Source organism: Streptomyces sp. NPDC048507 (assembly GCF_043199995.1).
Taxonomy (GTDB): domain Bacteria; phylum Actinomycetota; class Actinomycetes; order Streptomycetales; family Streptomycetaceae; genus Streptomyces.
The window spans coordinates 969,584-995,156 of sequence record NZ_JBICWZ010000001.1; the positions used below are offsets into that span (position 1 = coordinate 969,584).

Here is a 25,573-nt window from a genome sequence, read left to right on the forward strand (position 1 = left end):
AACGCCCCCGCCCGGGCCGCGACGACGCGGTCCGGGCGGGGGCGTTCGCGGGCGGGGGAGCCGGGCCCCCGGTGGCGGGCCGCCGCGGTCAGGTACGGGCCGCCGCCGCCGTACCGGGCTCCGTCACGGGCAGCGGCGCGGAGGCGGGAACCGCCCCGGACGCCGGCTCGTCCCGTCCCGGACGCGGCTGCGGGTGGACCGCCTCCGGCGGGAGCTTCGGCTCCAGGCGCAGGACGCCCAGGGCCGAAACCGTCGCGCCGACGGCCAGCACCAGCCACATCGCCGTGGGCGACAGGGTCAGCAGCGCCGTCAGGACGGCCGGGGCCAGCGCGCTGGGCACCGCCCACGACAGCTGGTACACCGCGAGGTGACGGCCCCGCGTCTCCTCCGGCGCGGCCTGCGCGCACAGCGCCGAGGCGGTGGCGCCGTGCATCAGCTCGCCCGCCGTGAACAGCGCCGTCGCGACGAAGACCCCGATCAGGATCACCGACTTGTTGCCCACCGCCGCGAGGACCGCGAACGCCACGAACGAGGACGCGAAGACCACCGCGCCCAGCGCCACGGCGCGCGTGCGGCGGAAGGCGACCAGCGCCCGCGTGACCGGGATCTGCAACAGCGCGATCCCGACGGTGTTGACCGCGTACAGGACGCCCACCAGCGAGGTCGACGCCCCCAGGTCCTGGGTCACGTACGCCGGTATGCCGACCGCGAGCACCGTGTAGCCGAAGGCCGTCGGCACATTGAGCAGGGTCAGGCCGAGGAACGGCCGGTTGCGCGCCACCAGCCGGTAACCGCCCTTGCGGGAGACCCGGGTGGCCGGACCGGTCGCCTTCGGGATCGGGATCGAGCCGAAGCACACCGCGGCGAGCACGTAACCGGCGGCCGCGCAGAGCACGATCACGTAGTAGAACGCGTCGCTGCCGAGGGCCAGCACCGCACCCGCGAGGAGACCGCCCACGCCCAGACCGGCGTTGCGCAGGCTGCGCTGCGCGGCGAGCAGCTTGTCCCGCTCCGTCCCCTTGACGAACTCCGCGATGAACGACTGGATCGCGGGCGGGTACGAGGTGTCGCCGAGCGCGACCAGCAGGATCACGGCGAACATCGTGCCGCCGTTGTCCACCAGCGGGTACGTGCAGAAGCCCGCGGCCCGCAGCAGGTACCCGCCGGTGACGACCGCGCGGGCCCCGAACCGGTCGATCAGGACGCCCGCCGCCGGGTTGCTGACCAGGCCGATCACGGCCGCCGCCGTCATCAGGGTGCCGACCTGGGTCAGCGGGAGCCCGGTGACGTGATGGAAGTACAGCAGCGACAAGGGCAGGTACATGCCGGCACCGGTGGCGTCGACCACCATCCCCAGCATGTACCGCGTCTTCGCCGACAGGCGGACCTTGGTCATGGCGCGTCCCCGATCTCACTGCGTTCGCGGACCCACTCCCCGAGCGCGCGCAGTCGCCGTTCGCACTCCGCGCGGTCCGGCGCGGTGCCCACCGCGGCGGCGAGGAAGTCGGAGGAACCCGAGGCCGGGGCGATGACCTGGCCCACCTCGGCGTACAGCCAGAACCCGGCGAGCCACGGCTCCTCGGGCAGCGGCGGCAGCGCGCGCACCAGCCCCGGCTGCTTCATCATCAACGCCTGACCCGCCATGCACCGCGGCGCGGGCAGTCCCGACGCGTCGTCCCGCTCCCGCACGCCCTCGGGCGCCGCGTGAGCGGCGTCCACGCGCACGGCGTACTCGCCGAGGTGCACGCCGAACAGGGCGTCGAAGACCTCGCGGATCTTGGCACCGCCCGGACGGCAGGCGCTCTCGCACAGCACCAGACGGTCGTCCGGGGTGTGGAAGACCTCCATGTGGAAGGAGTAGTCGCGCAGCCGGGAGGCCTCGGGGGACAGGGCGGCGAGGACCTCGTCGGCCAGGCCGAGCAGCCGCGGCGTGAGCGGGTCGTCCACGTCCAGGGTGAGGTCGATGCGCGGACCCGCGTCGGAGCCGAAGGAGGCCAGGTCGTACTGGTACTGCGAGGGCCAGGCCAGCGCCACGCGCCCGTCGACCACCAGACCGTCGACGTGGCACATGCGGCCCGGCACGAAGTCCTCCAGGAGGACGTCGTCCCGCTCGCCCGCGCCGTACACCTCCGTCAGGCACTCCTCGAAGGAGTCCGCGTCGTGCAGGATGCGCAGGCCCACGGAGTTGAAGCCGTGGCGGTGCTTGAACACCACCGGGAAGTCCTGCTCGGCGACGAAGGCGCGGGCCTGGTCGGCGGTCGCCGCCTGCGCCCAGGCGGCGATCTCGATGCCCGCCTCCTGCGCGCGCTCCTTCATCAGGACCTTGTCGCGGAACGGCATCACGTCGTCGTGCCACGCGCCGGGCAGGCCGAACCGCTCGCGCAGCCGCGCGGCCAGCAGCATGTCCGCCTCGTGCAGCGCGCTCACGCCCGTGATGCCGTGCTCGGTGATGAGCTCGACGGCGCGGGCCTCGACCTCGTCCGCGTCGAAGTCGTCGAAGATCTCCAGGCGGGTGTAGTCGAGGGGACCGTCGGGAACCTTCTCGCCCGCCAGCTCGATCTTGCCGCGGTCGGCCAGCACGACGATGTCGCCGGTGTGCTCGGGCAGCCAGGCCCGGTAGGGGAACGGCCCCAGCGGGTTGCGGTGCAGGATCAGCAGGTTCGCGGGCGGCTCGACCTCGGCCGGCTCCGCCAGCACGGTGGTGCCGTCGGGACGGGCGAGGGTGACGCGTATGTGCTCGCGTATCACCTCCGCGCCGCGGCGTATCGCCGCGGTGGCGTCGCCCGCCGCGACGGCGATCAGGCCGAGCCGGTCCCAGTTGTCCTTGAGCGCCCGTACGTCGTCGCCGGGCCGGGCGCTGACGCGGACGTCGATGACGCCCTCCGCGGCGCGCGCCTCCTCGACCCCGGCGACGGACTCCACGCGGGTGCCCGGCGCGCCGACCAGGGTGCGCACGCAGGCGCCCCCGCGCGGCTGCGGCCGGTCGGGCAGTTCCTCGGCCAGGCCGAAGGGGTGGGCGAGGGCGAGCGTGCTCAGGTCCACCCCGAACGCGCTCTGCACCAGCTCCGGGATGGCGTCGCCGCCGATCCGGTTGTGGCCCTCGATCACGCGCGGGCCCTTGGCGGTCAGGCGCACCTCGGTGTGGCACACCCCGTCGCGCAGGCCCATGACGTCGAGGAAGCCGCCCACGGCCTCCCGTACCGCGTCCTCGTCCGCGGCGGACAGCCGGGCCGGGACGGCGTGGCCCAGCTCGGCGAAGTGGCCGTCGGAGGTGAACTTCTCCGTGATCGTGACGACCACGTGGCGGCCCGCGAAGCTGAAGGACTCGACGCTGAACTCGGGGCCGTCCAGGAACTCCTCCATCAGGAAGTCCCGCAGGACGAACAGGGAGGACACCCGGTCGGTCCGCGTGCCCGAGAGCCGGCTCACCTCGTCCCAGACGCGGTCGGTGTCCGCCGGACCCTCCACCCGCTGCACGCCGATGCTCGCGGTGGCGTCGACGGGCTTGACGATGAAGGGGAAGCCGTACGACGCCCCGAAGGCGTCCAGGTCCTCACGGGTGCGCAGGGACCGGGCGCCCACCGCGTGCTCGGGGTCGTGCTCGGCGACGTACCGCCGCATCGCGGCCTTGTCCCGGATCCGGGCGGTGACCTCGTAGCCGGTGCCCCCGAGGCCGAACAGGTCGTTGATCCGGCCCGCGGCTTCCAGCCCCGGCTCGGTCAGGGAGGTGGCCGCGGCGAAGCCGGGGCTCTCGTGCCAGGCCCGCACCAGGGGCTCGACCAGGGTCCAGTCCGTGTAGTCCACGACCTCGACGGCTGCCACGAGCCGGTTCTGCTCCTCGCTCACCTTGGTCGGGTGCTGGAGCAACAGCACGCTCAGGCCCAGGTCGTGGGCCTTCCGCACGGTCTCGTCGGTCGCACCGACGAGCACCAGCGTGCGCTCGGGGTTCATTCGCTCTCATCTCCCCCTGCGTCAGCAGGGAACTCGTGCTCGTACGGGGTGGTGGGCGGGAAGCGTTCGGATGGGTGGCCGCGAGGACGCGGGGCGGGCGCGGGGCTCCGTGAGCGCGCCCGACGGGCCCTGCCGGCGGGGGAGTGGGAGGCGGCCTTGCGTGCGGACGCCCGCGCGTCGGTGCCGGAGGGGAGCGCGGGGCGTGCGGGGCGCGCGGGGCGCGCGGATCCGGCGGTGAACACCGCCGGACGGGCGAGGGGGGCCGCGACGGCGCGGGCGGTGCGGGGCTGCTTCACGTACTTCCCCCCTCACGTGCCGGTCGTGCCATCGGTGTTCGAAACGTAGCCATACGTCCTCGCCCGCCGTTGGTGTCCCGCTGGGACCTCGCTGGAGTCCCGCTCGCCAGGCGCCGACGCCGCCGTCAACCACCGCCCAAAGTAGGCCTGTTGGCCGAAAGGGGCGGTTCCGCGCGCCGCCCCCGCGGGGCGGTGCGGCGGCCTCGAACGTCGGGTGTGCGCCAAACGGGCGGGGCGCCGCCCGTAGGAGGGTGTGCGCCTGTCCCATGCCTCCGGTACGGTCCGTGTGCTGCCCGTATACGTGGTGTGATCTTCCTTCACGGGTTCCCCGCAAGGCCGCCACGGGACGAACACTTCCGGCCGATCCGCGTCCGCGGCGTGGCGGCGGGGGCAGACGACGTACGCGTGTTCGCCCTAGCCTCCGGGGCCATGAGATCACCTCTGACGGGCCGCCTGGGCCTCGCCGCCGTCCTCGCCTTCGTCCTCGCCGTGTTCGGCCTCGCCCCCGCCGCGAGCGCCGACCCGGCGCCGGCCGCGCTGACGTTCAGCACGAGCAGTGCCACGACCACTCCGGGTGGCACGGTGCAGCTGTCGATGACGCTCACCAACAACAAGAGCTACGACGTCTGGTTCATCTACCAGACGATCGACCCCACCTGGCTGACCAACCAGCGCCCCGACCTCAAGTACAGCTTCACCGGGTGTTCCGTGGCCACCGCCTCCGGCCCGGCCTCCTGCTCCGGCACCGGTCCGGCCAACCTCGGCGGCAACTACGGCGCCACCATCCCGCCCGGCCAGAGCCGCACCGTGACGCTGACCCTCCAGGTCGCCGCCGACTCCGGCTGCAACGGCAACATCGGCTTCTACAGCTACTACTACGCCGAGTTCAGCGACAGCAGCAACTCCACCGGCGGCCCGGTGTACACCCCCGAGACCCGCGTGCTCTGCGCCTGACGGACCGATCGGCCACCGCCCCACGGGTGTTGGCTTGAAATGACCGGAGGCCGGGCATCCAGATGGTCTCGACCACGGAAGCCCGGCCTGCGGACCGACCCGGTCCGCACGCACACCCACTCGGGGCCCGGACCAGCGCGTTCTCCAGCGCGCTGCCGGGCCCCCCGCGCGCTGCCGCGCCCAACCCGCCCCGGCCCCTCAACCGCTCCCGTTGTGCGCCCCCGTTGTGCGCCTGCTCTTTTCCGCCGGTTTCCGCAAGACCATCACAAACGCTACACAGAGACATCACCATGTGACGCGACGGATGTGTCGACGACTGGCTTCTGAGGGGGCGCCGGCGTCGCACATGGGGGGTGTGTCCGCTCCGTGGGAGCCGTGCTCACCCCTGCCTTGGGAGGGGACTTCACCGCATGAAGCGGACCATTCGCACCGCCCTGCTCACGATGGGCACGCTCGTTGCCGCACTCGGCTTACCCGCCGGGGCGGCACAAGCCGACACCCTCGCACCCCGCACCGACCTGCGGGTGCTGATCGTGACCGACGGAGGCCCGGCCACCGCGGCCATCGCGGCCGAACTGGATTCGGCCGGAACCCCGTACACCACGGTGGACCTCACCCGGGGAGGACGGCCCACCATCGACGCCGCCTTCCTCGCCGACACGGTCGACGGCCGCCCGCGCGCCAAGTTCCAGGCCGTCGTCCTGCCCAACGACAACCCCTTCACGGCCGGTTCGGCCGAAATGGCGGCCCTGAGCGCCTACGAGCAGACGTACGACATCCCGCAGGTCGACGCCTACACGTACTCGCGGCCGCAGGTCGGCCTCCAGTACTTCGCCTCCGGCGGCTACGCGGGCAGCCTCGACGGAGTGTCGGCCGGCGTCACCGCCGCCGGCAGCGCGGGCCCCTTCGCCTACCTCGACGGCGCCGTCCCCTTCGAGGACACGTCGCCCACCGTCGGCGAGAGCTACGCCTACCTCGCCCAGCCCGCGCCCGGCGCCGACTTCACCACCTACGTCGACGCCCCCATACCCGGCACGCCCAGACGGGGCTCCCTCGTCGGCGAATACCGGCACGACGGACGGCGCGAACTCGTCGTCACCTTCGTCTACAACCAGTACCAGCAGCAGTTCCGCCTGCTCGCCCGCGGCATCGTCGAGTGGATGACCGGCGGCGTCCACCTCGGCGCCTCCCGCAACTACTTCTCCGTGCACGTCGACGACGTCTTCGCCGCCGACGACCGCTGGGACAGCGTGCTCAACTGCACGCCCGGTGACGTGGACTGCGCGAACGGCGGCGGCACCCCGAGCCCGATCCGCATGTCCGCCGCGGACGCCACGTACGCCGCCGACTGGCAGACCAGCCACAAGTTCACCCTCGACATGGTCTACAACGGGGCCGGCAGCCTGGACCAGCGCGAGGACAACGACGGCGCGGACGCGCTCGCCGACACCCTCATCGCCCAGCGCGACCGCTTCCGCTGGGTGAACCACACCTACACGCACGCCTACCTCGGCTGCGAGCAGGACGTCAGCACGGTCCCGTGGAAGTGCGCCACCAACCCGGGCGGCTCCACCAAGTGGGTCAGCCGCACCGCCATCAGCGACGAGATCGCGCTCAACCGCGTCTGGGGCCAGACCTCCGGCCTGCCCCTGCAGAACGACGAACTGGTCACCGGCGAGCACTCCGGCATGAAGCTGCTCCCGCAGCAGCCGCAGGACAACCCCAACCTCGCGCTCGCCCTGGCCGACAACGGCGTCAAGTGGCTCGCCTCGGACAACTCCCGCGACCCCGAACAGCGCCCCGTCGGCCCCGCCTCCACCGTCGCCCGCTACCCGATCAACGTCTTCTACAACGCGGGCAAGGCCGTCGAGCAGGCCGACGAGTACAACTGGATCTACACCCGCCGCTCCCAGGGCGGCAGCGGCATCTGCGAGGACCACGCGGACACCACCACCTGCCTGCCCGCACCGCTGGACACCGCCACCGGCTACGCCCAGCACATCGTGCCGCAGGAAGTGCGCACCGCGCTCGGTCACGTCCTGTCCAACGACCCGAAGCCGCACTTCATCCACCAGTCCAACCTCGCCGAGGAGCGCATCGCCTACCCCGTCCTGAACGGGGTGCTCGACGGCTACGCCGCCCTCTTCGCGGACAACGCCCCGGTGGAGAACCTGCGGATGAAGGACGCGGGCGCCGAACTCCAGCGCCGCGCCGCCTGGAAGACCGCCGTACGGGTCGGACAGGTCACCGCGTACCGCATCGGTGACGCCGTCACCGTCCAGGCCCCGAACGGCCTCGCGGTGCCCGCGACCCTGCTCGCCGGCAGCAAGCAGGGCACGGCGGCCTACGGCAGCCCGTACGCCGGCCGCGCCTCCGGCTGGACGGCCTCGGCCGGAACGCCGCTCGCCTTCACCCTGCCCGCCGCTCCCGCGGCGCCGGCCGCCGCGGCGCCCCGCGGCCAGGCCCTCTTCGCCCGCCCCGCCCCGCAGACCGCCCCCGCCCCGCGCACCCAGGTCCCCGCGGCCCTGCGCGCGAACGGCTCCGCAGCCCCCAAGGGCTGACCGGCGTACGCGAGTCCCGGCCGCCCCTGCGCGGCCGGGACGGCCAGGTCGACCGTCACCTGCCACCCCACATACCGGCCGTGGAGCCCACCCATGCACGTTCACCACGGCGCGCCCCGCTCCGGCGCGACGCGCGTCACCCTGCTCACCGAAGGCACCTACCCGCACAGTCACGGCGGTGTCAGCGTCTGGTGCGACCAACTCGTCCAGGGCATGCCCGACCTCGACTTCGACGTCATCGCCGTCACCGGCACCGGCCGCGAATCCCTGGCCTGGGACCTCCCCGCGCACGTCCACCACGTCCGGTCGGTACCCATGTGGGGCGCGCCGCCCGAGGGCCGCCGGCCCCGCGGGCGCGCCGAGCGACGGCTGGCCACCGCGTACGAACAGTTCCTCACGGCCCTGCTCGACCCGGCCGCCGAGCACGGCTTCGCCCCGGCGCTCTACGCGATGGCGCGCGCCGCCGCGGACGGGGAACTGAGCCCCTTCCTGCGCGACAACCGGGCCATCTCCATCCTCGCCTCGGTGTGGAACCGGCCCGGGCTGTCCGTCCGCGAGTCCCGGCCGACCCTGCGCGACGCGCTCACCGCCACCTCGCTGCTGGAACACGCCCTGCGCCCGCTCGCCGCGCCGCCACCGCGCGACGGCGTCGCGCACGCCGTCAGCGGCGGCGTCGCCGTCCTGCCCGGACTGGCCGGGCTGGAACAGTACGAGGTCCCGCTGCTGCTCACCGAGCACGGCGTCTACCTGCGCGAGCGCTACATCGGCTACCGGACCGCGCCCTACCGCTGGCCCGTCAAGGCCCTCGTCCTGGGCTTCTTCCGGCTGCTCGCCGCCGAGAGCTACCGCAGGGCCGCCCTGATCACCCCCGGCAACCGCTACAACCGGCTGTGGGAGGAGGAGGGCGGCGCCGCCCCGGAGTCCATACGCACGGTCTACAACGGCGTCGACCCCGCCGCGTTCCCGCCCGCCGGGCCCGAGCCGGAGGTGCCCACGCTCAGCTGGGCCGGCCGGGTCGACCCGATCAAGGACCTGGAGACCCTGATCCGTGCCTTCGACGTGGTCAGGCGGCAGATGCCGGACGCGCGCCTGCGGCTGTTCGGCGGCACCCCGCGCGGCGGGGAGGCCTACCGGGAGCGGTGCGAGGCCCTGGCCCAGGAGCTCGGACACGGCGACGCCGTCGTCTTCGAAGGGCGCGTCGACGACATCAAGGACGCCTACGCGGCGGGCAACGTCGTCATGCTCTCCAGCATCAGCGAGGGCTTCCCGTTCACGCTGATCGAGGCCATGTCCTGCGGCCGGGCCACCGTCTCCACCGACGTGGGCGGTGTACGGGAGGCGGTGGGCGAGGCCGGACTGGTGGTACCGCCGCGGGACCCGGCGGCCATGGCCGCCGCCGCGCTGGAACTGCTGGCCGACGCCCCGCGACGCGCGGACATGGGCCAGGCGGCCCGGCTGCGGGTGATCGAGCAGTTCACGCTGCGCCAGACCATCGACACCTTCCGGTCGATCTACCTGGAACTGCCCGCCCTCGCCCGCGCCTCCGCGCGCCCGGCCCGCATCGTGGCCGCGACGGCGAACGTGCCCGCGACCGCCAACGCGAGCGCGACCGCGAGCGCGCACGCCGCGGTTCCCGCCGCTGCGGCGCCGGCCCACCCGGCGCCGGTACGGGGGTCCGGCGCCCCCGCGGCCGTCGCACCCGCACCCGGGGCGGCCACCGCGGCCGGCCTGCGTCCGCGCCGCCCCGTGCCCTCCTGGGCCCGGCCGGAGGGCCCGGCCCCCGAGGAAGCCGGCACGCCGGCGGTCTCCGGCACGGGGAGCCTCGCCGGATGAGCGGCCCGATGGACCTCGAGCCGCCCGGCGGCAAGGAAGACACCCTGATGCTGCGGCTGGCCGTGCCCAAGCGGCCCACCGCGAGCCGCCGGCGCGCCGGCGGCGATCACGTCACCCTCGGCCTGCGGCTGCCCGAACCGGGCCCGGAACAGATGGCCGTCACCCTCGCCCTGCGCCTGCCCGGCCCCGCCCCCGTCCACTACGGCGAGGCCGTCAACCAGCTGGCCGCCGAGATGGCCGACCGCGTCGGCCCCTCCGTCCACCCCTACGAAGTGGCCGCGCTCCTGGAGGCGGACGGCCTGTCGGCCGACACGATCCGCCGCAGCTACGGCCACCCCGACATCTTCTCCCTCGCCGCCGCCCTCTACGAGCGGGTGCCCCGCGTCTTCCCCGAGCCGCCCCGGGGAGTCGACCCGTGGCGGCCCGACCACCTGCGCTGCCTGCTGCGCGGCGTGCTGTTCGCCCTGCCCGCCCTCGCCTACCTGCTCACCGCGCCCCTGTGGCACCCCGGCGAACACGCCGCCGGGATCGTCGCGGCGGGCGTCGTCTCCTGGGCCTGGGGCCAGGCCCTCGGCCACCGCGCCTACCTGTGGATGGTCATGGGCCGGCGCGAAGCCGCCCGCACCCTGCTGCGCGGGGCGCCACTGGGCGCCGTACTCGCCACCGCGGCCGCCGCCGTCACCACCCCCGGCCCGGCGATGCTCGGGGTGGCCGCCGCACAGTCGCTGTACCTGGCGGCGGCCGGCGTCCTGCTCGTCCTCGGCCGGGAGCTGGCGCTGCTCGCCGCCCTCTCCCCGCTCGTGGCGGGCGCCGCCGTCCTGCCCTGGTGGTCGCCCGGCGCGCCGCTGCGCGCCGGACTGGTCTTCCTGGCCCTGGCCGCCACCGTCGCCGTCGCGGGCCGTACCCTGCGCGGCGAGTACGCCGGCCCGGCCGCGGCCGGCGAGGGCGCCGGACCCCGCTTCGCGCGCTCCCTCCCGTACGGGCTGTTCGGCCTGGCCGCGGCCCTGCTGGTGCTGCTGGCCGGCCGCCGGGAGCCGTACGCGGTGATCGTGCTCACCGTCAGCATGGGACCCGCCGAATGGCTGCTCTACCGCTTCCGGGGCCTGTCCGCCGGCGCGCTGTCCCGCTCCGCGACACCCGGTGTCTTCCGGCTCCGCTCGTCCGGCGTGCTCGCCCTGTGCCTGCTCGGCTACGCACTTCCGCTGCTGCCCGCCGCCCTGCTGACCGGAGCCGGGCCCGCCACCCTGCCGCTGCTCGCGGCCACGCTGTGGACCGCCCTGCTGCTCCAGGCCTTCGGAGTGGCCTGGACCCCGGCCCTGATCTGCCTCGCCGCCGCGGGCACCGCCGGCGCGGTCACCCTGCTCGCCCCGCACCCGGGGCCGTCCGTCCTGCCGCTCTGCTGCGCCGCCGCCGCGCTGTGCCTGGTCGCGGCCACGCTGCGGCTGCTCGGCCGGCCCGCCCCGCACGCCTGACGGCCGCCCGCCCCGTTCTCCCGCACCCGCACCACACGCACACCTGAGCACCACCCACCGAAAGGAGAGGTCGCTTGACCTCCGCACCGCTCGCAGCCGTCACCGGAGCCGAAGGCTTCATCGGCTCCCACCTCACCGAGTCCCTGGTCGCCCGCGGCTACCGGGTCAGGGCCATGGCCCAGTACAACTCGTTCTCCTCGTACGGCTGGCTGGAGACCCTCGATCCCGAGGTCCTCGACCAGGTGGAGATCGTCCTCGGCGACGTGCGCGACCCCGGCTCGGTCCGCGGCCTGCTCGAAGGCGCCGACTGCGCCTACCACCTGGCCGCCCTCATCGCGATCCCGTACTCCTACCGGGCCCCGCACAGCTACGTGGACACCAACGTCACCGGCACCCTCAACGTGCTGGAGGCCGTCCGCGCCCTCGGCACGCCCCGGCTGGTGCACACCTCCACGAGCGAGACGTACGGGACCGCGCAGACCGTCCCGATCACCGAGGACCACCCCATCAACACGCAGTCCCCGTACGCCGCTTCGAAGGCGGGCGGCGACCGGCTCGCCGACAGCTACCACGCGAGCTTCGAGACCCCGGTGGTCACCCTGCGCCCCTTCAACACCTTCGGGCCGCGCCAGTCGATGCGCGCGGTGATCCCCACCGTCATCGGCCAGGTGGCGGCCGGGGAACGCGTCATCACCCTCGGAGACCTGCGCCCCACCCGGGACTTCACCTACGTCAAGGACACCGCCGCCGCCTTCCTCGCCGTCGGTACCGCGCCCGCCGAGCAGGTGGTCGGCCGCACCTTCAACGCCGGCACCAACACGGAGATCTCGGTCGGCGACCTGGTCACCCTGATCGGCAAGGTCATGGACGCCCCGATCGAGGTGCGCGAGGACGCCGAGCGGCTGCGTCCCGCCGCCTCCGAGGTGATGCGGCTCGTCGCCGACGCGAGCAGGCTCACCGCCGCCACCGGCTGGGAGCCGGCCCACAGCCTGGAGCAGGGCCTCGCCCGCACCGTCGAGTTCTTCCGCGACCCGGCGAACCTGGCCCGCTACAAGACCGGCATCTACAACGTCTGACGCCGTCCGCCCCACCCATCCCCCCATGCGTTCCATGTCCCCCCACCCCGGCTCATCACCCGACCGATGGAGGAACTCCCCATGTACGCAGTGATCCTGGCAGGCGGCAAGGGCGTCCGGCTGCGGCCGTACACGACGGCCCTTCCCAAGCCCCTCGTTCCCATCGGCGACCAGCACGCCATCCTCGAAATAGTCCTGCGCCAGCTGTCGGCCGCGGGGTTCACCCGCTGCACCATCGCGATCGGCCACCTGGGCGAGATCATCCGCGCCTACGTGGGCGACGGCTCGCAGTGGGGGATGGCCGTCGACTACGCCACCGAGGAGAGCCCGCTCGGCACCATGGGTCCGTTGCTGAACCTCCGCGACCGCCTCCCCGAAAGATTCCTCGTCATGAACGGCGACGTCCTCACCGACCTCGACTACGCCGACGTCCTGCGCAGCCACGAGGCCTCGAACGCCCCGCTCACCATCGCCACCTACCCGCGCAAGGTCCACATCGACTTCGGAGTGCTGACCACCGACGCCAGCCGCGTCGTCGGCTTCACCGAGAAGCCCAGCATGGACTACCGCGTCTCCATGGGCGTGTACGGGCTGAGCCGCGCCACCCTCGACGGTTACACCGCCGGCCTGCCGCTCGGTTTCGACGAGCTCGTCCTCGACCTCCTGAAGGCCCAGAACCCGCCGCACGCCTACGACTTCGACGGCTACTGGCTCGACATCGGACGCCCCGACGACTACGACCGGGCCAACGCCGAGTTCACCAGCCGCAAGTCCCTCCTGCTCAAGGGAGCCTGAGCACGTCATGCGCATCCTCGTCCTGGGGCACAACGGCTACCTCGGCGCACACGTCGCCGACCGGCTGCGCGCCCTGCCGACGGTACGGGTCCTCGACGCCGGGCGCTCGCCCGGCGCCGAGGTCCGCATCGACCTCGCCGCCGACCGTCCCGAGCGGCTCGCCACGACGCTGGCGGCCGTCGCCCCCGACGCCGTGGTCAACTGCGCGGGCGCGACCGGCGGCGACCCGGTCACGCTCGCCGAGGTCAACGCCCGCGGCCCCGCCGCCCTGTGCGCGGCCCTGCGGGAGGCCGCCCCGGCGGCCCGCCTGGTCCACCTGGGCTCGGCGGCCGAGTACGGCCCGGGCGCGTTCGGCGTCCGGGTGGGGGAGTCGGCGGCCACCCGCCCGGTCACCCCGTACGGGGCCACCAAACTGGCCGGCACCGTCGCGGTGAACGCCTCCGGCGTGGACGGGGTCGTCCTGCGCGTCGGCAATCCGGTCGGACCCGGCGCTCCGGCCGGCGGCCTGCCCGGCCGCATCACCGGCCTGCTGCGCGCCGCCGGACCGGACCCGGCGGCGGTGCTGCGGCTCGGCGACCTGTCCGCGTACCGCGATTTCGTGGACGTACGGGACGTGGCCCGGGCGGTGGAACTCGCGGTCACCGCCCCCGGACCGCTGCCGCCCGTCCTGAACATCAGCACCGGCGACGCCGTACCCGTACGCGACCTGGTGCGCGGGCTGGCCCGCCGGGCGGACTTCCGGGGGCGCATCGAGGAGGACGCGAGCGCGGCGGCCGGCTCGGCGCGCTCGGCCCAGGTGTCCTGGCAGTGCTCCGACGTCGCCGCCGCCGCCACCGCGCTGGGATGGCGTCCGGCCCTGCAACTGGACGACATGCTCGCCTCGTTGTGGGAGGCGGCGACCGCCCGCGACGGCAGCCACGTGGCATGAGCCTGCTCGTTCCGCTGTACGTCCACCCGGCGGAGGACCCGGGGGCCTGGGCCCGGCTGATCGGGGCCGCGGCCCGGACCCGCGCGGTGGTGCTCAACCCCGCGAGCGGCCCCGGCCCGCGCCCCGATCCCGCGTACACGGCGGCGGCGGCCGCCCTGCGCGGGGCCGGCGCCCGGCTGCTGGGCTACGTCGACACCGCCTACGGCGACCGGGAGGCTGCGGAGGCCAACTACGAGTTCCTCCGCTACCGGGAGTGGTACGGGGTCGACGGAGTCTTCCTCGACCGGGTGACGGCGGACCGGCCGGGACTGCGCGGCTGCCGCCGCCTGGTCCGCTCGCTGCGCGGGCTCGGCGCGACGGCCGTCGTGCTGAACCCGGGCGTCCATCCCGATCCGGGCTACCTGCGCCTGGCGGACCTGGTCGTCACGTTCGAGGGCGACTGGTCCACCTACGTGTCGGCCTTCAGCCGCCCCGGATGGACCGGCCGCCACCCGCCGGAGCGCTTCTGCCACCTGGTCTACGCGGTCCCCGAGGCCCTCGTCCCGCTCGCGGTGCGCACCGCGGGCGAGCGCGGCGCCGGCGTCTGCGGCCCGGTCACGGGGGTCCTGCCCAACCCGTGGAGCGAGCCCAGCCCGGCGCTCACCGCCCCGGACCCCTGACGGCCGGCCCCGGCGTGCCAGGGCCCCGGCGCCCTGCCGCGCCGGGGCCCGTGGGGCGGCCCGGTCAGAAGGCCCACCGCGTGTGGGTGTACACCCCGTCGTCCCGGCCGAAGCCGTACGCCGTGTCCGGGGCCACCGCGAACACGACCACGTCACCCGCGCGGAACGCGTCCCCGATCCCGTGGAAGGTGCCCTCGGGCGAGGTGATGTGCGCACCGTACTTCGTCTCGTACGCCGTGATCACCTCTTCCAGCAGGGCCGGATCGGCGACCGCCTCGGCCGTGCCCTCGACCACGAGGTCCAGCCCCTCGGTGAGCGAGTTCCCACCGGTGGTCAGCGCGCAGTGCCCGTCGTGGGCCAGGTTCTTCGCCTTCTGCTCGCCCGTGCCGGTGGAGAAGTACAGGGCCCCCTCGTGCCAGGCGGCGATCACGGGCGTGACGTGCAGCCGGCCGTCGGGCCGCACCGTGGACACCCAGAAGATCTCGGCGCTCCCCAGGTGCCGCAGGGCCTCCTCCCAGTCGGTGGCGGTGACGTCGTCCGCGCCCGGGCGCGGACGGAGCGCTGAACTGTAGCGGCCGTCGAGCTCGGTCGCGGGCCGCTTCGCGGACCCCTGTTCGGACATGGCGGTCTCCTTCCTCCGCTTCCATGGTGGCCTCCGGCCGCCGCCGCGGCCCGCCGCCGCGCCCCGCCCGGCTGGTCCGTTCGGCCCAGCCCGGGTGTCGCCCCGCCGGGGCGGGGCTACGTTCGGCTGGTATGACACGCGTACCGATCGATCGTGAGCCCGGTCCGACCCGTCGCGCCCTGCTCGTCGCCGGGGCCGGAGCGGGGGCCGCGCTCGCCGCGGGCTGCGCGCCGGCCGGCGCCCCCGCCGAGCCGGGAGCCACCCCCGCCGGCTCCGCGCCGCCCACCGGGGCGGCGGCCGGTCCCACGCCCGGCGCGATGACGCTCTTCAAGGACCCGGCGTACAACTTCAACGGCCTGCTGGCGCTCGGTGCCTCCGGCGCCGGAGCCGCCGAGGTCGGCGAGGTCCTCACCGCCGTGAACGCGATCAACGGGTCCGGCCTCTCCGCGCAGAGCTACGTCTCCACCTTCCGCGGCCTCGGGGACCGGCTGCTGAAGGCGCCGCCCGGCGCCCCGGCCGACGACCAGACCAGGCGGTTCCGGGCCCTGCGCGCGGCCCAGTACTACGGACAGGCGCTGTTCTTCGTCCTGGGCTCCGACGATCCGGGCAGCGAGGAGGCGCTCTACCAGGCCGGGCGGAGCGCCTGGGACACCTTCTGCGACCTGTGCGAGCCGGCCGCGGTCAAGGCCACCGTCCCCTACGGCGCGACGCCCCTGCCGGTGTGGTTCTTCCGCCCCGACGCGTCGGGCGAGCCCCGCCCCACAGTGATCCTGACCAACGGCAGCGACGGACAGAACGTCGACATGTGGACGTACGGCGTCCCGGCCGCGCTCGAACGCGGCTGGAACGCGCTGGTCTACGACGGCCCGGGCCAAGGGCAGCTGCTCTTCGTCGACCGCGTGGTGTTCACGCCCACCTGGGAGAAGGTGGTCGGCCCCCTCATCGACTGGCTGTCCGCCCGCCCCGACGTGGACAAGAGCAGGATCGCCCTGACCGGTCTGAGCATGGCCGGAGACCTCGCCCCCCGCGCCGCCGCCTTCGACGAACGGATCGCCGCCCTCGTGGCGATGCCGGGCTGCGTCGAGCCGTGGCTCGGATTCCCGCAGGAGATCCGGCAGGTCCTGACCCCCGACAAGCAGCGGACGAACGACATCTGGAACAAGGAGGTGGTGCCCGAACTGCCCCCGGACGCCGCCGCCGTGATGAAGAAGCGGTTCGAACCGTTCTCCGCCGAGGCCATGCTCGAAGCCCGCCGGGGCAAGCTGTTCACCGACTTCTACACCCCCGCGACCCGGATCCAAGCGCTCACGATCACTCCGGTCGTCGGCCGCATCAAGGCACCCACCCTGGTCCTGGACTACGAGGGCGAGCAGTTCTACCCGGGGCAGCCGCGCCAGTTGTACGACAAGCTCACCTCGCCCAAGGACTACCTGAAGCTGACCGCGGCGGAGGGCGCCCAGCTGCACTGTTCCCCGATGGCCCCGCAGCTGCACTGCGAGGTCGTCTTCGACTGGCTCCAGCACACCCTGCCGGGCCGCTGACCAGCGGCCGGGCCCGCACCGCCCCGGGGGCCCGCCGGTCCCTGCGGGTGCGTGCGGACGGAGGCTGTTCTAGCGTCGAAGGGGGAGGGGAGGGGAAGTCCCCGGCCGGGCCGGCCGTACCCAGGCCCCGTGCGCCCGGCGCCCCACGCGGATCGGGCACGCCCCCGTCCCGGGCCGCGACGATCCCGAACCCGGAGAGCAGGTGCGTCCATGCGCACGTCGACGACCCGATTCGCAGGTGTCCTCACCGGCCTGACCCTCGCGCTCGGCGGCGTGGCCTTCGCGGCCCCCGCCGCCCACGCCGACGTCACGGCCTGCATCAACCAGGTCGAGCGGGAGCTCCAGGGCGGCGAGGCCCCGGACTCCGTCCGGATGGCCTGCTACGTCGGCCTGACCGGCGACCACGTGCAGTGCGAGACCGGCCTCACCGCGGGCGGCGTGACCAACGGAACCGCCGTGTCCGCCTGCCGGGTGGCCCCCAAGTAGCCCGCGTCACGAGCGCCGTACCCAGCCGGACGGTCCGGGGGCCGTGGCCCCCGCGCGGTACGGCATCCTGGTCGGCGTCGGGGCCGCCGCGGTCGCCGGCCTGACCGGGCACCCCGCGTGCCCCGCCGCGAAAGGCGCCCGCCATGGCCACCCGTACCGCCCTGCTGGCCGGAGCCACCGGTCTCGTCGGCGCCCGCCTGCTGGACCGGCTGCTCGCCGACCCCCGCTACGGGCGCATCACCGTCCTGGCCCGGCGGCCGCCCGCGCGGACCGACGGCGAACTCGACGTCCGCCTGGTGGACTTCGACGCCCTCGACGGTTCGTCGGTGCCCGCCGTCGACGACGTGTACTGCACGCTGGGCACCACCATCAAGAAGGCCGGGTCGCAAGAGGTCTTCCGGCGGATCGACCAGCACTACACGGTCACCGTCGCCGCTCTCGCCCGCGCGGCCGGAGCGCACCGCATCGCCCTGTGCTCCTCCACCGGCGCCGATCCCGCGGCCCGGGCCTTCTACCTCCGCGTCAAGGGCGACACCGAACGGGAGGTCGGCGCCCTCGGCTACGGGAGCACCGAGATCTTCCGGCCCTCCCTCCTGCTGGGCGAGCGCCCCGACCGCCGGCCCGCCGAAGCGGCGGTGATCGCGCTCGCCCCGCTGCTCACCCCGCTGCTGGTCGGGCCGCTGCGCCCGTACCGTCCGATCACGGCGGACCGCCTCGCCGCCGCCATGATCGCCTCCCTGGCGGGCGCCGCCCCCGGCACGCACGTCCACACCCACGACGCCATCGCCGCCCTGGCCGGCCACTGACCCGGCAGGCCGCGGCCCGGGGCGGCCTCGTACGCCGGGCGCGGTCAGCGCCGGTGGAGCGTCTGCAGGGCCTCGACCAGCACCTTCGGGTCGTGCTGCCCCTTGTAGACGGGTGGCGGCCGCCGGTCGAGCCCGAGCAGCCCGGCCACCGCCGTCCAGGCCGTGCGCACGGAGTACTCGACGGTGAAGACCACGTCGTCGGGGACCTCCGCGTACTGGCCGATGAAGGCCAGGTTCGTGGACTCCTCGGGAACCACCTGCGGCCGGTCCCCGCGCGAGCGGACGAGGAACTGGCTGGTGATGTACGGCATCAGGGCCGGGATCACGATCGAGGCGTCGAGGATCTGCGGACGCTGTTCGAAGCGCAGGTGGGAGAGGACCTCGTCCAGGATCTCCCGGCCCGTGCACCGCGTCATCGGCTTCTTGACGTGGTCGCCGTCGCGCCCGGGGAAGAGCGCGTACCCCCACCACACGAAGGTGTCCTCGGGCTGGTCGCGGAAGTGGGGCTGGTGGTTGAGGACGATCGTCAGCAGCCAGGAGGAGTCCTTGAAGGTGATCAGGCCGCCCTTGCCCGCCTCGCTCCCGCTGAACTCCTGCATCAGCTTGAAGAACGTCGGGTCCTTCGTGGTGACGGTGAACGACTCCCAGGTCGAATCCGCCACCGAGGAGTCGAAGACGGCCGGGTCGCCCAGCCCGGGCCGCTTGGCGGCGAGCGTGCGCCACAGCTGCCAGGAGCCCGCCGAACGCGAGGTGTCCAGGACCGGCGCCGCGGCCGTGGCGCCCAGGGTGGAGTCCGCGGTCATCGAACCGTTGGTCACCAGCACGAGGTCGTCCGGGCCCACCGGGATCTCGCCCCGCTCTCCGCCGGCCCCGGCCCGCTCCCAGCAGACGCCCTCGACGGTCAGGGCCCCGCCCGTGCCCAGCCGCAGGTCGGTCACCCGCGTGCCCAGCCGTACCTCCACGCCCTGCTCCGACAGCCACTTCACGAGCGGCCGCACGATCGAGTCGTACTGGTTGAAGCGGGTGCGGTAGATCCCCGACATCGAGTCGAAGGTCTTGAAGAGGTGGACGAAGCGGTTGAGGTAGCGCCGGAACTCGATCGCGCTGTGCCAGGGCTCGAAGGCGAAGGTCGTGCACCACATCCACCAGAAGTTGGTGGTGAAGAACTCCGGCCCGAAGCAGTCGCTGATCCGTTTGCCGTCGAGCAGCCGCTCCGGCGTCGCGACGCACGCGACCAGTTCGAGCCGGTCCCGCTCGGAGAAGCCCATCGAGTGGGCGGGCACCACCCGGCCCCCGGCGTCGACGAGCCGGGCCCGGTCGTCCCAGGCGAAGTCCTCGTGGAAGGCGAAGGTGTCCTCGGTGACGGACTTCGACGGGTCGTCCAGCGAGGGGATCGAACCGAGCAGGTCGTAGGTGCAGTCGAAGTGGACCTCGAACATGCGCCCGCCGCGCATCGTGTAGCCCGTCTCGGGAGAACCGGCCGCGTCGAGGCTTCCGCCCTCGCGGTCCTGCTCCTCCAGGATGACCACGTCCCGCCCGGCGAAACCGCCGTCCCGGATCAGGAACGCCGCCGCCGACAGCGACGCGATCCCGCCGCCCACCAGATACGCCTTCGCCATGTGCCGTCCTCCGTCGCAGCCCTCGGACCGCTCCAGCCCCGGCGGTCCGAGGTCGACGTTTCCCCGCAGGACGGTGCGGGACGCGGCGGGCGGGCCCAAGTCGCCCGCATGGCCGCGCCGTCCGCGCCGACGCCCCGGCCCGCCCGCCCCCCGCCCCGCTTCGTCCGCGGCTACACCAGCTCGCCACCGCGGGCCACGACCCGGCCGCCGTGGACGACGACATCGCGCGGCGGCACGTCGACCACGACCTGGGGCAGGCACTCGCCCTCGACCAGGACGAAGTCCGCCGGGGAGCCCGGCGCGAAGTCGGCGTGCGGCAGGCCCATCACATCGGCACCGCCGTCCGCGCCCACGGCGTAGCAGGACGCCAGCTCCTCGTCGAGGCGGGCGTCCGTGATCCAGCCCAGGAGGTGCGCCCGGTGCAGCATGTCGGCGTTGCCGAACGGGCTCCACCCGTCACGGACGCCGTCCGAGCCCAGACCGACCCGTACGCCGTGCTCCCGGAGCCGGGCGACGGGCAGCACCAGGGCCGGGCTCGGGGCCACCGTCGTCAGCGCGATGTCCAGGTCCGCCAGCTCACCGGCCATCGCGTCGAGGGCGGGCCCGGACAGGAACGGCAGGCAGAAGACGTGGCTGACCGTCACCCTGCCGCGCAGCGACAGCGCCCGGGTGCGCTCCACGATGGCGCGCAGCACGCGCGTGCCCTTCTCGTCCCGGTCGTGGAGGTGGATGTCCACCCCGACGCCGTGGCGGTCCGCGAGCCCGAAGACCAGGTCCAGCTGCTCGTCGGGGGCGTCGTCGAAGCCGATCGGGTCGATCCCGCCGATCAGGTCGACGGCGCCGCTGCGCGCCGCCTCCTCCAGCAGCCCCGCCGTACCCGGGGCGCGGACCACGCCGTGCTGGGGGAACGCCACGATCTGCACGTCGAGCGCGCCGGCGAGGCGCTCCCGGGCCCGGGCGACGCCCTCGACGCCGGCCAGGCCGTACGCGGGCGCCACGTCGGCGTGCGCGCGCATGGCCCGGGTGCCACGCGTGACCGCGTGCGCCATCAGCCCGTACGCCCGCTCACCGACCGGCCGGTCCTGCGCGCGGAACAGGTCGACGTCCTGGGCGCAGTACCCGGCGATGCCGGAGGCCGGGGAGCGCGACACCCAGTCGCCTCCCCAGCTGGTCTTGTCCGGATGGATGTGCGCGTCCACGAGGGAGGGCAGCGCCAGACGGCCGCCGCCGTCCACCACCTCGGCGTCCGCCGGCGCCGGGGCGTCGGAGATCCTGCCGTCGACCACCACCAGGTCGACGGGCCGCCGGGCGCCGGGAGGGCGTACGTCGCGGAAGACCACGGCCGGCCCGGAGCGGGCGGGCCCGCCGGAGGGGGACGGGGCGGGCGGGACGCGCATGGGGCTCCCTGGGGGGTGAGGAGACGAGCTGACGCCTGTTTGTATACCAACAGGTGGATCGGAGCGGCACGGTGCCCCACTCCGGGTCCGAATCATGGGGGGAGCCGCCCGATCAACCCATTCCGGTATGCACATCAGCGTCCCCGAAGGCCCACTCGAAGGCCACCGAGCGGCTGTCGCGCACGTGCAGCAGCGTGCTCGCGGCGGCCGCTTCCTCGTCGCCCGCCGCGAGGTGGCGCAGGAGGTCCGCGTGCTGCTCCCGCACGTGGCCGGGCTCCGCGCGCATCCCGAACAGCAGCCGCAGCTGCCAGTCGAGCTGCTCCATCGTGCGCGTCAGCAGCGCGTTGCCGGCCAGCGCCACGATCTGCGCGTGGAAGGCGGCGACCTCCCGCGCCTCCTCCTCCGCCGTGGCCGCCTCCCGCGCCCGCTCCACCGACGCCCGCAGCCCGGCCAGCCCCGGCGGCTCCCCGGGACGGGCCGCGGCCACCGCGCGGGCGGCGAGCCGCGAGGCCTGCACCGCGAGCGGCTCCCACACCTCGTACAGGCACCGCACGTCGGCCCGCTCCAGCCGGCGCACCCGCACCCCGCTGTGCGGCAGCAGTTCCAGCAGGCCCTCGGTGACGAGGGCGCGCAGCGCCTCGCGCACCGGAACGCGCGACATCCGCAGCTCCTCGGCGACCTCCCGCTCCACGAGGCGCGCGCCCATCGGGTAACGGCGGTCGATGACGCGCTCCCGGACGGCCTCGCGCGCCTGCGCGCTCACCGACGGGCGCGCCCGCCCCGGTGCCGCTCCTGCACTGCCCGCCACGCTCGGCCGCCTTCGCTCGTCGTACCCCGGGCGAGGATACGGGCTGGGCCCGCCGCCGCGGGTTCAGCAGCCGCCCGGGGCCGACGGGGGCACGAAGGTCGCCGCCAGCACGCGGTCGGAGGTCACCTTCACGTCCATGGCGCCCCGGCCCGCCTCGGTGTACGAGGTCGGCATCTCGAGGTCGACCGGGAGGTCCTGCTCCGTGAGCCCGGCGCCCGTGTGGACGACCGACAGCGAGCCCCGGCAGGCCGACGACTGCGGCGGCACGCTGCCGTCGACGATCCCTTCCGCCGGGCCGACCGTCAGGACGGGCCGGTCCATGGGGACGTAGTGGAACCTCTGGTCCCGGGAGGACGAGGGCCGGGGGACCGGGGCCGCGACCGCCGCGCCCGGGGTGATGTCCACCCAGAACCGGCTGAGGGTCACCTGTACGGCGGAGCAGGGGCGTTCGGTCGGATCGGGATCGAAGTCCAGCCCGTCGCCGTCGATCTTCAGGGCCTTGCTGCCGTACGAGCCGCCGGAGCTCTTGAGCCGGGCGAGGTAGGTGGTGAGCTTCTCCTGGTCCATCGCGCCGGTGTCCACGCACTGCGCACTCGGAGCCGCCGAAGCCGGGCCGGGGGCGGGAGCCGGCGGGGTCGCCGGGGCGGCGGAGGCGGCCGGGGCGGCCGGGGTGGACGGGGTGGACGGGCGCGCCGGGGAGGCGGCCGGGGAGGCCCCGTCCGAACAGCCCGCCACGGCGAGCAACAGCGCCGCGGCGGGTACGGCGACGGCGAGACCTCGTGAGCGGTGACGCATGCCTGCTCCGTTCCGGTGGGGTGGGGTGCGGTCACCCGACATGGTGGCAGCCGTCCGCCAGGATCGGTGCCGGGGGTCCTGATCCCTTTGTCCCGGGCCTGGTTGACGTGGCGTCAGTAGCGGGGGCACCGTCCGGAGCGCTCCCGGCGTGTGTGAGGCTGGGGCCGAGCGCGGAGCCGTTCGCGCGGTGTACCGGTCTCGCGTCACCTGGGGGAAAGATGCGCACGGGGGTCTATCTCGCTCACCCGAAGCCGGGGAGCTTCAACCACGCGGTGTTCGACGCGGTGGTGGCGGAACTGCGGGGGAGGGGCGCCGAGGTGCGGGCGCACGACCTGTACGCCGACGGGTTCGAACCGCTGCTGTGCGCCGAGGAGACGGGGACGGTCGGGGCGGCCGCCCGCGCGCACGACGCGCACGTGGAGCTCCACCGGGCCGAGGTGGCCACCCTCGACGCGCTGGTCTTCGTCCACCCGAACTGGTGGGGCATGCCGCCCGCCGTCCTCACGGGCTGGGTCCAGCGCGTCCTCGCCCCCGGCGTCGCCTACAAGCTGGGCACCGCCGACGGTGAACCCGCGGGGTTGCTGCGGGCGGGCCGGGCGCTCGTGCTGAACACCTCCGACACGCCCGCGGACCGGGAGGAGGCGGAGTTCGGCGATCCGCTGGAGCGGATCTGGTCGGCCTGCGTCCTGCCGTACTGCGGCGTCAGCGATGTGCGACGGGTGGTCTACCGGACCGTCGGCGACTCCACCCGGGACCAGCGCGCCGCCTGGCTGGACCACGCCCGGCGGCAGGCGGCGGCGCTCCTCGACTGATCGCCGGTGCGCCGGCCCGGACGGCACGGCCGCGCGAGCGCTGTCCGGCCGGCCCGCCTCCCCGGCCCGCCTCCCCGGCCCGCCTCCCCGGCCGTCTCACCGCGCCGGGGAGCACGCCGCCGGACCGTGGGCCGGCAGACGGAGGCCCACCTCGGCGCCGCCGCCGGGCGCGGCCGTGGCGAACACGGTGCCGCCGTCGGCGGTGACGAGGTCGTGGACGATCGCCAGCCCGAGGCCCGAGCCCGGCACCGCCTGCGTGCGCGGGCCGCGGTAGAAGCGGTCGAAGACGGCGCCGCGTTCGTCCGGCGCGATACCGGGACCGTGATCGCGCACGGACAGCCGGGTGCCCTCGACGTGAACGGTGACGGCGGAGTCCCCGGGACTGAACTTCAGCGCGTTGCTCAGCAGGTTGTCCACGCAGCGCTGCACCGCCCGGGGGCGGGCCCGCACCGCCACGGGCCCGCAGACGGTGACGGTGACGCTCCGGCCGGTGCGCTGCCGGCAGCGGTGCGCGGCCTCCTCGGCGGCGGTGGGCAGGTCGACCTCGGCCGGATCCTCCTCGGTGGAGCGGTCCGTGGCCAGGTCCACGAGTTCGCGCACCAGGGTGTCGAGGGCGGCGGCCTCGGTGACCAGCGTGACGAGGATCTGCTCCTCGTCCTCGGGCGCGAGCCGGCCGCGCCCCCGCTGGAGCAGCTCCGCGCTGCCGCGCACCGAGGTCAGCGGGGTGCGCAGCTCGTGGCTCGCGTCCTGGACCAGCCGCTGCTGCTGCGCGCGGGAGCGGCCCAGGGCGCCGAGCATGCTGGCGAAGCTGCGCGTGAGCTGGCCGATCTCGTCCCGTCCGGCGGGCGGAAGCGCGGTGGTGAGGTCCTGGGTGGCGGTGATGTCCCGGGTGACCCGGGCCAGGCGGCGCACCGGCAGCAGGATGCGGTCCAGGGCGAGCCAGCTCAGCAGCGCCGACAGGGCGGTGGCGGCGACGGTCGTCCACGGGACGCGCCACAGGAACGCGTGGTCGATCCGCTCGGCGCCCGCGTAGTGCTGGGCGACCATCACGGCGCCGCCCCCGGGCAGCGGAACGGTCAGGACGCCGTACTCCGCCCCGCCGACGGTGATGTCCTCACGGGCGCTGCCCCGCCCCGTACGGGCCACCCCCAGGGTCGACTCGGGCACCGGCAGCGCCGCGCGCCCCGGATCCAGCGGCCGCACGGCCCCCTCGGCGCTCACCACCTGCTCCGTCGTGCCGGGCCGCGCCGGGGGAGTGCGGGAGACGCCGAGCAGGGTGACGACGGTCACCGCGCGGTCCTCCAGCGCGTGGTCGAACTGCTCGGCGACGAGGTCGCTGACGCCCCGGTACGACAGTCCGGCGGCGAGCGTCATGGCGAGCGCGGCGGCCGCGACGACGACCAGCGTGATCTTGGCGCGCAGCATCACGCGGCCCGGACGGTGAAACCGACGTTGCGCACGGTGTGGATCAGCCGCGGCGCCCCGTCCTCTTCGGTCTTGCGGCGCAGGTAGCCGATGTAGACGTCGAGGGAGCGGGAGGTGGTGTCGAAGCCGTAGCCCCAGATGCGCTCGTAGATCTGCGTACGGGTGAGGACCGCCCCCTGGTGGTGCAGCAGCAGTTCCAGCACGTCGAACTCGGTCTTGGTGAGGTCCAGCGGCCGGGAGCCGCGCCGCGCCCGCCGGGCCCCCGGGTCCAGGGAGAGGTCCGCGACGGCCAGCACGCCGCCCGCGCCGGGCTCCGGCTCCGTGCCGGTGCGGCGCAGCAGCGCGCGGATGCGGGCGAACAGCTCCTCGGTGGCGAACGGCTTGGACAGGTAGTCGTCGGCGCCCGCGTCCAGACCGGCGACCCGGTCGCCGATCTGGTGACGCGCCGTCAGCACCAGGACGGGCAGCCGGTCGCCGCGCCGGCGCAGCATCCGGCACAGGGCCAGGCCGTCCAGACCGGGCATGACCACATCCACCAGGGCCAGGTCGGGGGATTCCCGCTCCAGCACCGCCAGGGCCTCCAGCCCGTCGGGGGCCAGGAGCACGCGGTACCCCTCGAAGCGCAGCAGCTGGTCCAGCGTGCTGCGCACACCGGGGTCGTCCTCGACGACCAGCACCGTACGGGGGTTCTCGTTCACCTCGGTCATGTGATCATCTTCGCTGCCGGGGGCCGTGCT

The 25,573-nt window shown here is 74.4% G+C and carries 21 protein-coding genes; 12 read left to right on the forward strand and 9 right to left on the reverse strand.

The genetic code is table 11. From position 1 onward, the window contains the following. Positions 1-88 precede the first annotated feature (88 nt). Together ACGFXC_RS04470 and ACGFXC_RS04475 are read right to left on the reverse strand one after the other, a co-directional pair. Positions 89-1,396, reverse strand: a complete 1,308-nt coding sequence (locus tag ACGFXC_RS04470) for an MFS transporter (RefSeq protein WP_393709339.1) — start codon at positions 1,394-1,396, stop codon at positions 89-91. Further along, entirely contained in the window at positions 1,393-3,951 is a 2,559-nt protein-coding gene (locus ACGFXC_RS04475; RefSeq protein WP_393709341.1) for an ATP-grasp domain-containing protein, read from the reverse strand. Before ACGFXC_RS04475 ends, ACGFXC_RS04470 begins: the two co-directional genes overlap by 4 nt. A gap of 725 nt (positions 3,952-4,676) precedes the next feature. On the opposite strand from ACGFXC_RS04475, the gene ACGFXC_RS04480 reads away from it, so the two are divergent. From ACGFXC_RS04480 to ACGFXC_RS04515, 8 genes are all read left to right on the forward strand, one after another. Beyond that, positions 4,677-5,201: a hypothetical protein gene (locus ACGFXC_RS04480; RefSeq protein WP_393709343.1), complete on the forward strand. Its 525-nt coding sequence runs from the start codon at positions 4,677-4,679 to the stop codon at positions 5,199-5,201. 410 nt (positions 5,202-5,611) lie between these two features. Continuing rightward, entirely contained in the window at positions 5,612-7,762 is a 2,151-nt protein-coding gene (locus ACGFXC_RS04485; RefSeq protein WP_393709344.1) for a hypothetical protein, read from the forward strand. Between the two features lie 93 nt (positions 7,763-7,855). Then, positions 7,856-9,595, forward strand: a complete 1,740-nt coding sequence (gene pelF, locus ACGFXC_RS04490; protein ID WP_393709346.1) for a GT4 family glycosyltransferase PelF — start codon at positions 7,856-7,858, stop codon at positions 9,593-9,595. Continuing rightward, on the forward strand, positions 9,592-11,067 hold the full coding sequence (locus ACGFXC_RS04495) for a hypothetical protein (protein WP_393709348.1): 1,476 nt from the start codon (positions 9,592-9,594) through the stop codon (positions 11,065-11,067). Before pelF ends, ACGFXC_RS04495 begins: the two co-directional genes overlap by 4 nt. 74 nt (positions 11,068-11,141) lie before the next feature. After that, positions 11,142-12,143 carry a GDP-mannose 4,6-dehydratase gene (locus tag ACGFXC_RS04500; RefSeq protein ID WP_393709350.1) on the forward strand — a complete coding sequence of 334 codons (1,002 nt, stop codon included), beginning with the start codon at positions 11,142-11,144 and terminating at the stop codon, positions 12,141-12,143. Between the two features lie 81 nt (positions 12,144-12,224). Then, entirely contained in the window at positions 12,225-12,938 is a 714-nt protein-coding gene (locus ACGFXC_RS04505) for an NDP-sugar synthase (protein WP_393709352.1), read from the forward strand. A 7-nt stretch (positions 12,939-12,945) separates the two neighbouring features. Continuing rightward, positions 12,946-13,866 (forward strand): NAD-dependent epimerase/dehydratase family protein, encoded by a 921-nt coding sequence (locus tag ACGFXC_RS04510; RefSeq protein ID WP_393709353.1) that lies wholly within the window; start codon positions 12,946-12,948, stop codon positions 13,864-13,866. Continuing rightward, entirely contained in the window at positions 13,863-14,525 is a 663-nt protein-coding gene (locus ACGFXC_RS04515) for a spherulation-specific family 4 protein (RefSeq protein ID WP_393709355.1), read from the forward strand. The genes ACGFXC_RS04510 and ACGFXC_RS04515 overlap by 4 nt, the downstream gene beginning before the upstream one ends. A 64-nt stretch (positions 14,526-14,589) precedes the next feature. Here the strand turns inward: ACGFXC_RS04515 and ACGFXC_RS04520 are convergent, their stop codons facing one another. Continuing rightward, complete coding sequence (locus tag ACGFXC_RS04520; protein ID WP_393709356.1) at positions 14,590-15,147, reverse strand: pyridoxamine 5'-phosphate oxidase family protein; 558 nt, start codon at positions 15,145-15,147, stop codon at positions 14,590-14,592. Positions 15,148-15,278: 131 nt separating this feature from the next. On the opposite strand from ACGFXC_RS04520, the gene ACGFXC_RS04525 reads away from it, so the two are divergent. The 3 genes from ACGFXC_RS04525 (at position 15,279) to ACGFXC_RS04535 (ending at position 17,980) form a co-directional block, all read left to right on the forward strand. Continuing rightward, complete coding sequence (locus tag ACGFXC_RS04525) at positions 15,279-16,688, forward strand: alpha/beta hydrolase family protein (protein ID WP_393709358.1); 1,410 nt, start codon at positions 15,279-15,281, stop codon at positions 16,686-16,688. 210 nt (positions 16,689-16,898) lie between these two features. Continuing rightward, a complete protein-coding gene (locus ACGFXC_RS04530; RefSeq protein WP_393709359.1) occupies positions 16,899-17,174 on the forward strand; it encodes a hypothetical protein in 276 nt (91 codons plus the stop codon). Positions 17,175-17,317: 143 nt separating this feature from the next. Beyond that, complete coding sequence (locus ACGFXC_RS04535) at positions 17,318-17,980, forward strand: NAD(P)H-binding protein (protein WP_393709361.1); 663 nt, start codon at positions 17,318-17,320, stop codon at positions 17,978-17,980. Between the two features lie 44 nt (positions 17,981-18,024). Here the strand turns inward: ACGFXC_RS04535 and ACGFXC_RS04540 are convergent, their stop codons facing one another. From ACGFXC_RS04540 to ACGFXC_RS04555, 4 genes are all read right to left on the reverse strand, one after another. Then, entirely contained in the window at positions 18,025-19,599 is a 1,575-nt protein-coding gene (locus ACGFXC_RS04540) for an oleate hydratase (RefSeq protein WP_393709363.1), read from the reverse strand. A 170-nt stretch (positions 19,600-19,769) separates the two neighbouring features. Then, a complete protein-coding gene (locus tag ACGFXC_RS04545) occupies positions 19,770-20,996 on the reverse strand; it encodes an amidohydrolase (protein WP_393709364.1) in 1,227 nt (408 codons plus the stop codon). 112 nt (positions 20,997-21,108) lie between these two features. Then, positions 21,109-21,804, reverse strand: a complete 696-nt coding sequence (locus ACGFXC_RS04550; RefSeq protein WP_393709366.1) for a GntR family transcriptional regulator — start codon at positions 21,802-21,804, stop codon at positions 21,109-21,111. A 63-nt stretch (positions 21,805-21,867) separates the two neighbouring features. Further along, positions 21,868-22,599, reverse strand: coding sequence for a hypothetical protein (locus ACGFXC_RS04555; RefSeq protein WP_393709368.1), 732 nt, complete (start codon positions 22,597-22,599; stop codon positions 21,868-21,870). Between the two features lie 218 nt (positions 22,600-22,817). Here ACGFXC_RS04555 and ACGFXC_RS04560 point away from each other — a divergent pair, with 218 nt between their 5' ends. After that, positions 22,818-23,411: an NAD(P)H-dependent oxidoreductase gene (locus ACGFXC_RS04560; protein ID WP_393709369.1), complete on the forward strand. Its 594-nt coding sequence runs from the start codon at positions 22,818-22,820 to the stop codon at positions 23,409-23,411. 96 nt (positions 23,412-23,507) lie between these two features. On the opposite strand, the gene ACGFXC_RS04565 is transcribed toward ACGFXC_RS04560, so the two are convergent. Then, entirely contained in the window at positions 23,508-24,836 is a 1,329-nt protein-coding gene (locus ACGFXC_RS04565; protein WP_393709615.1) for an ATP-binding protein, read from the reverse strand. After that, positions 24,836-25,543, reverse strand: a complete 708-nt coding sequence (locus tag ACGFXC_RS04570; RefSeq protein ID WP_393709371.1) for a response regulator transcription factor — start codon at positions 25,541-25,543, stop codon at positions 24,836-24,838. Before ACGFXC_RS04570 ends, ACGFXC_RS04565 begins: the two co-directional genes overlap by 1 nt. Positions 25,544-25,573: the final 30 nt, after the last annotated feature.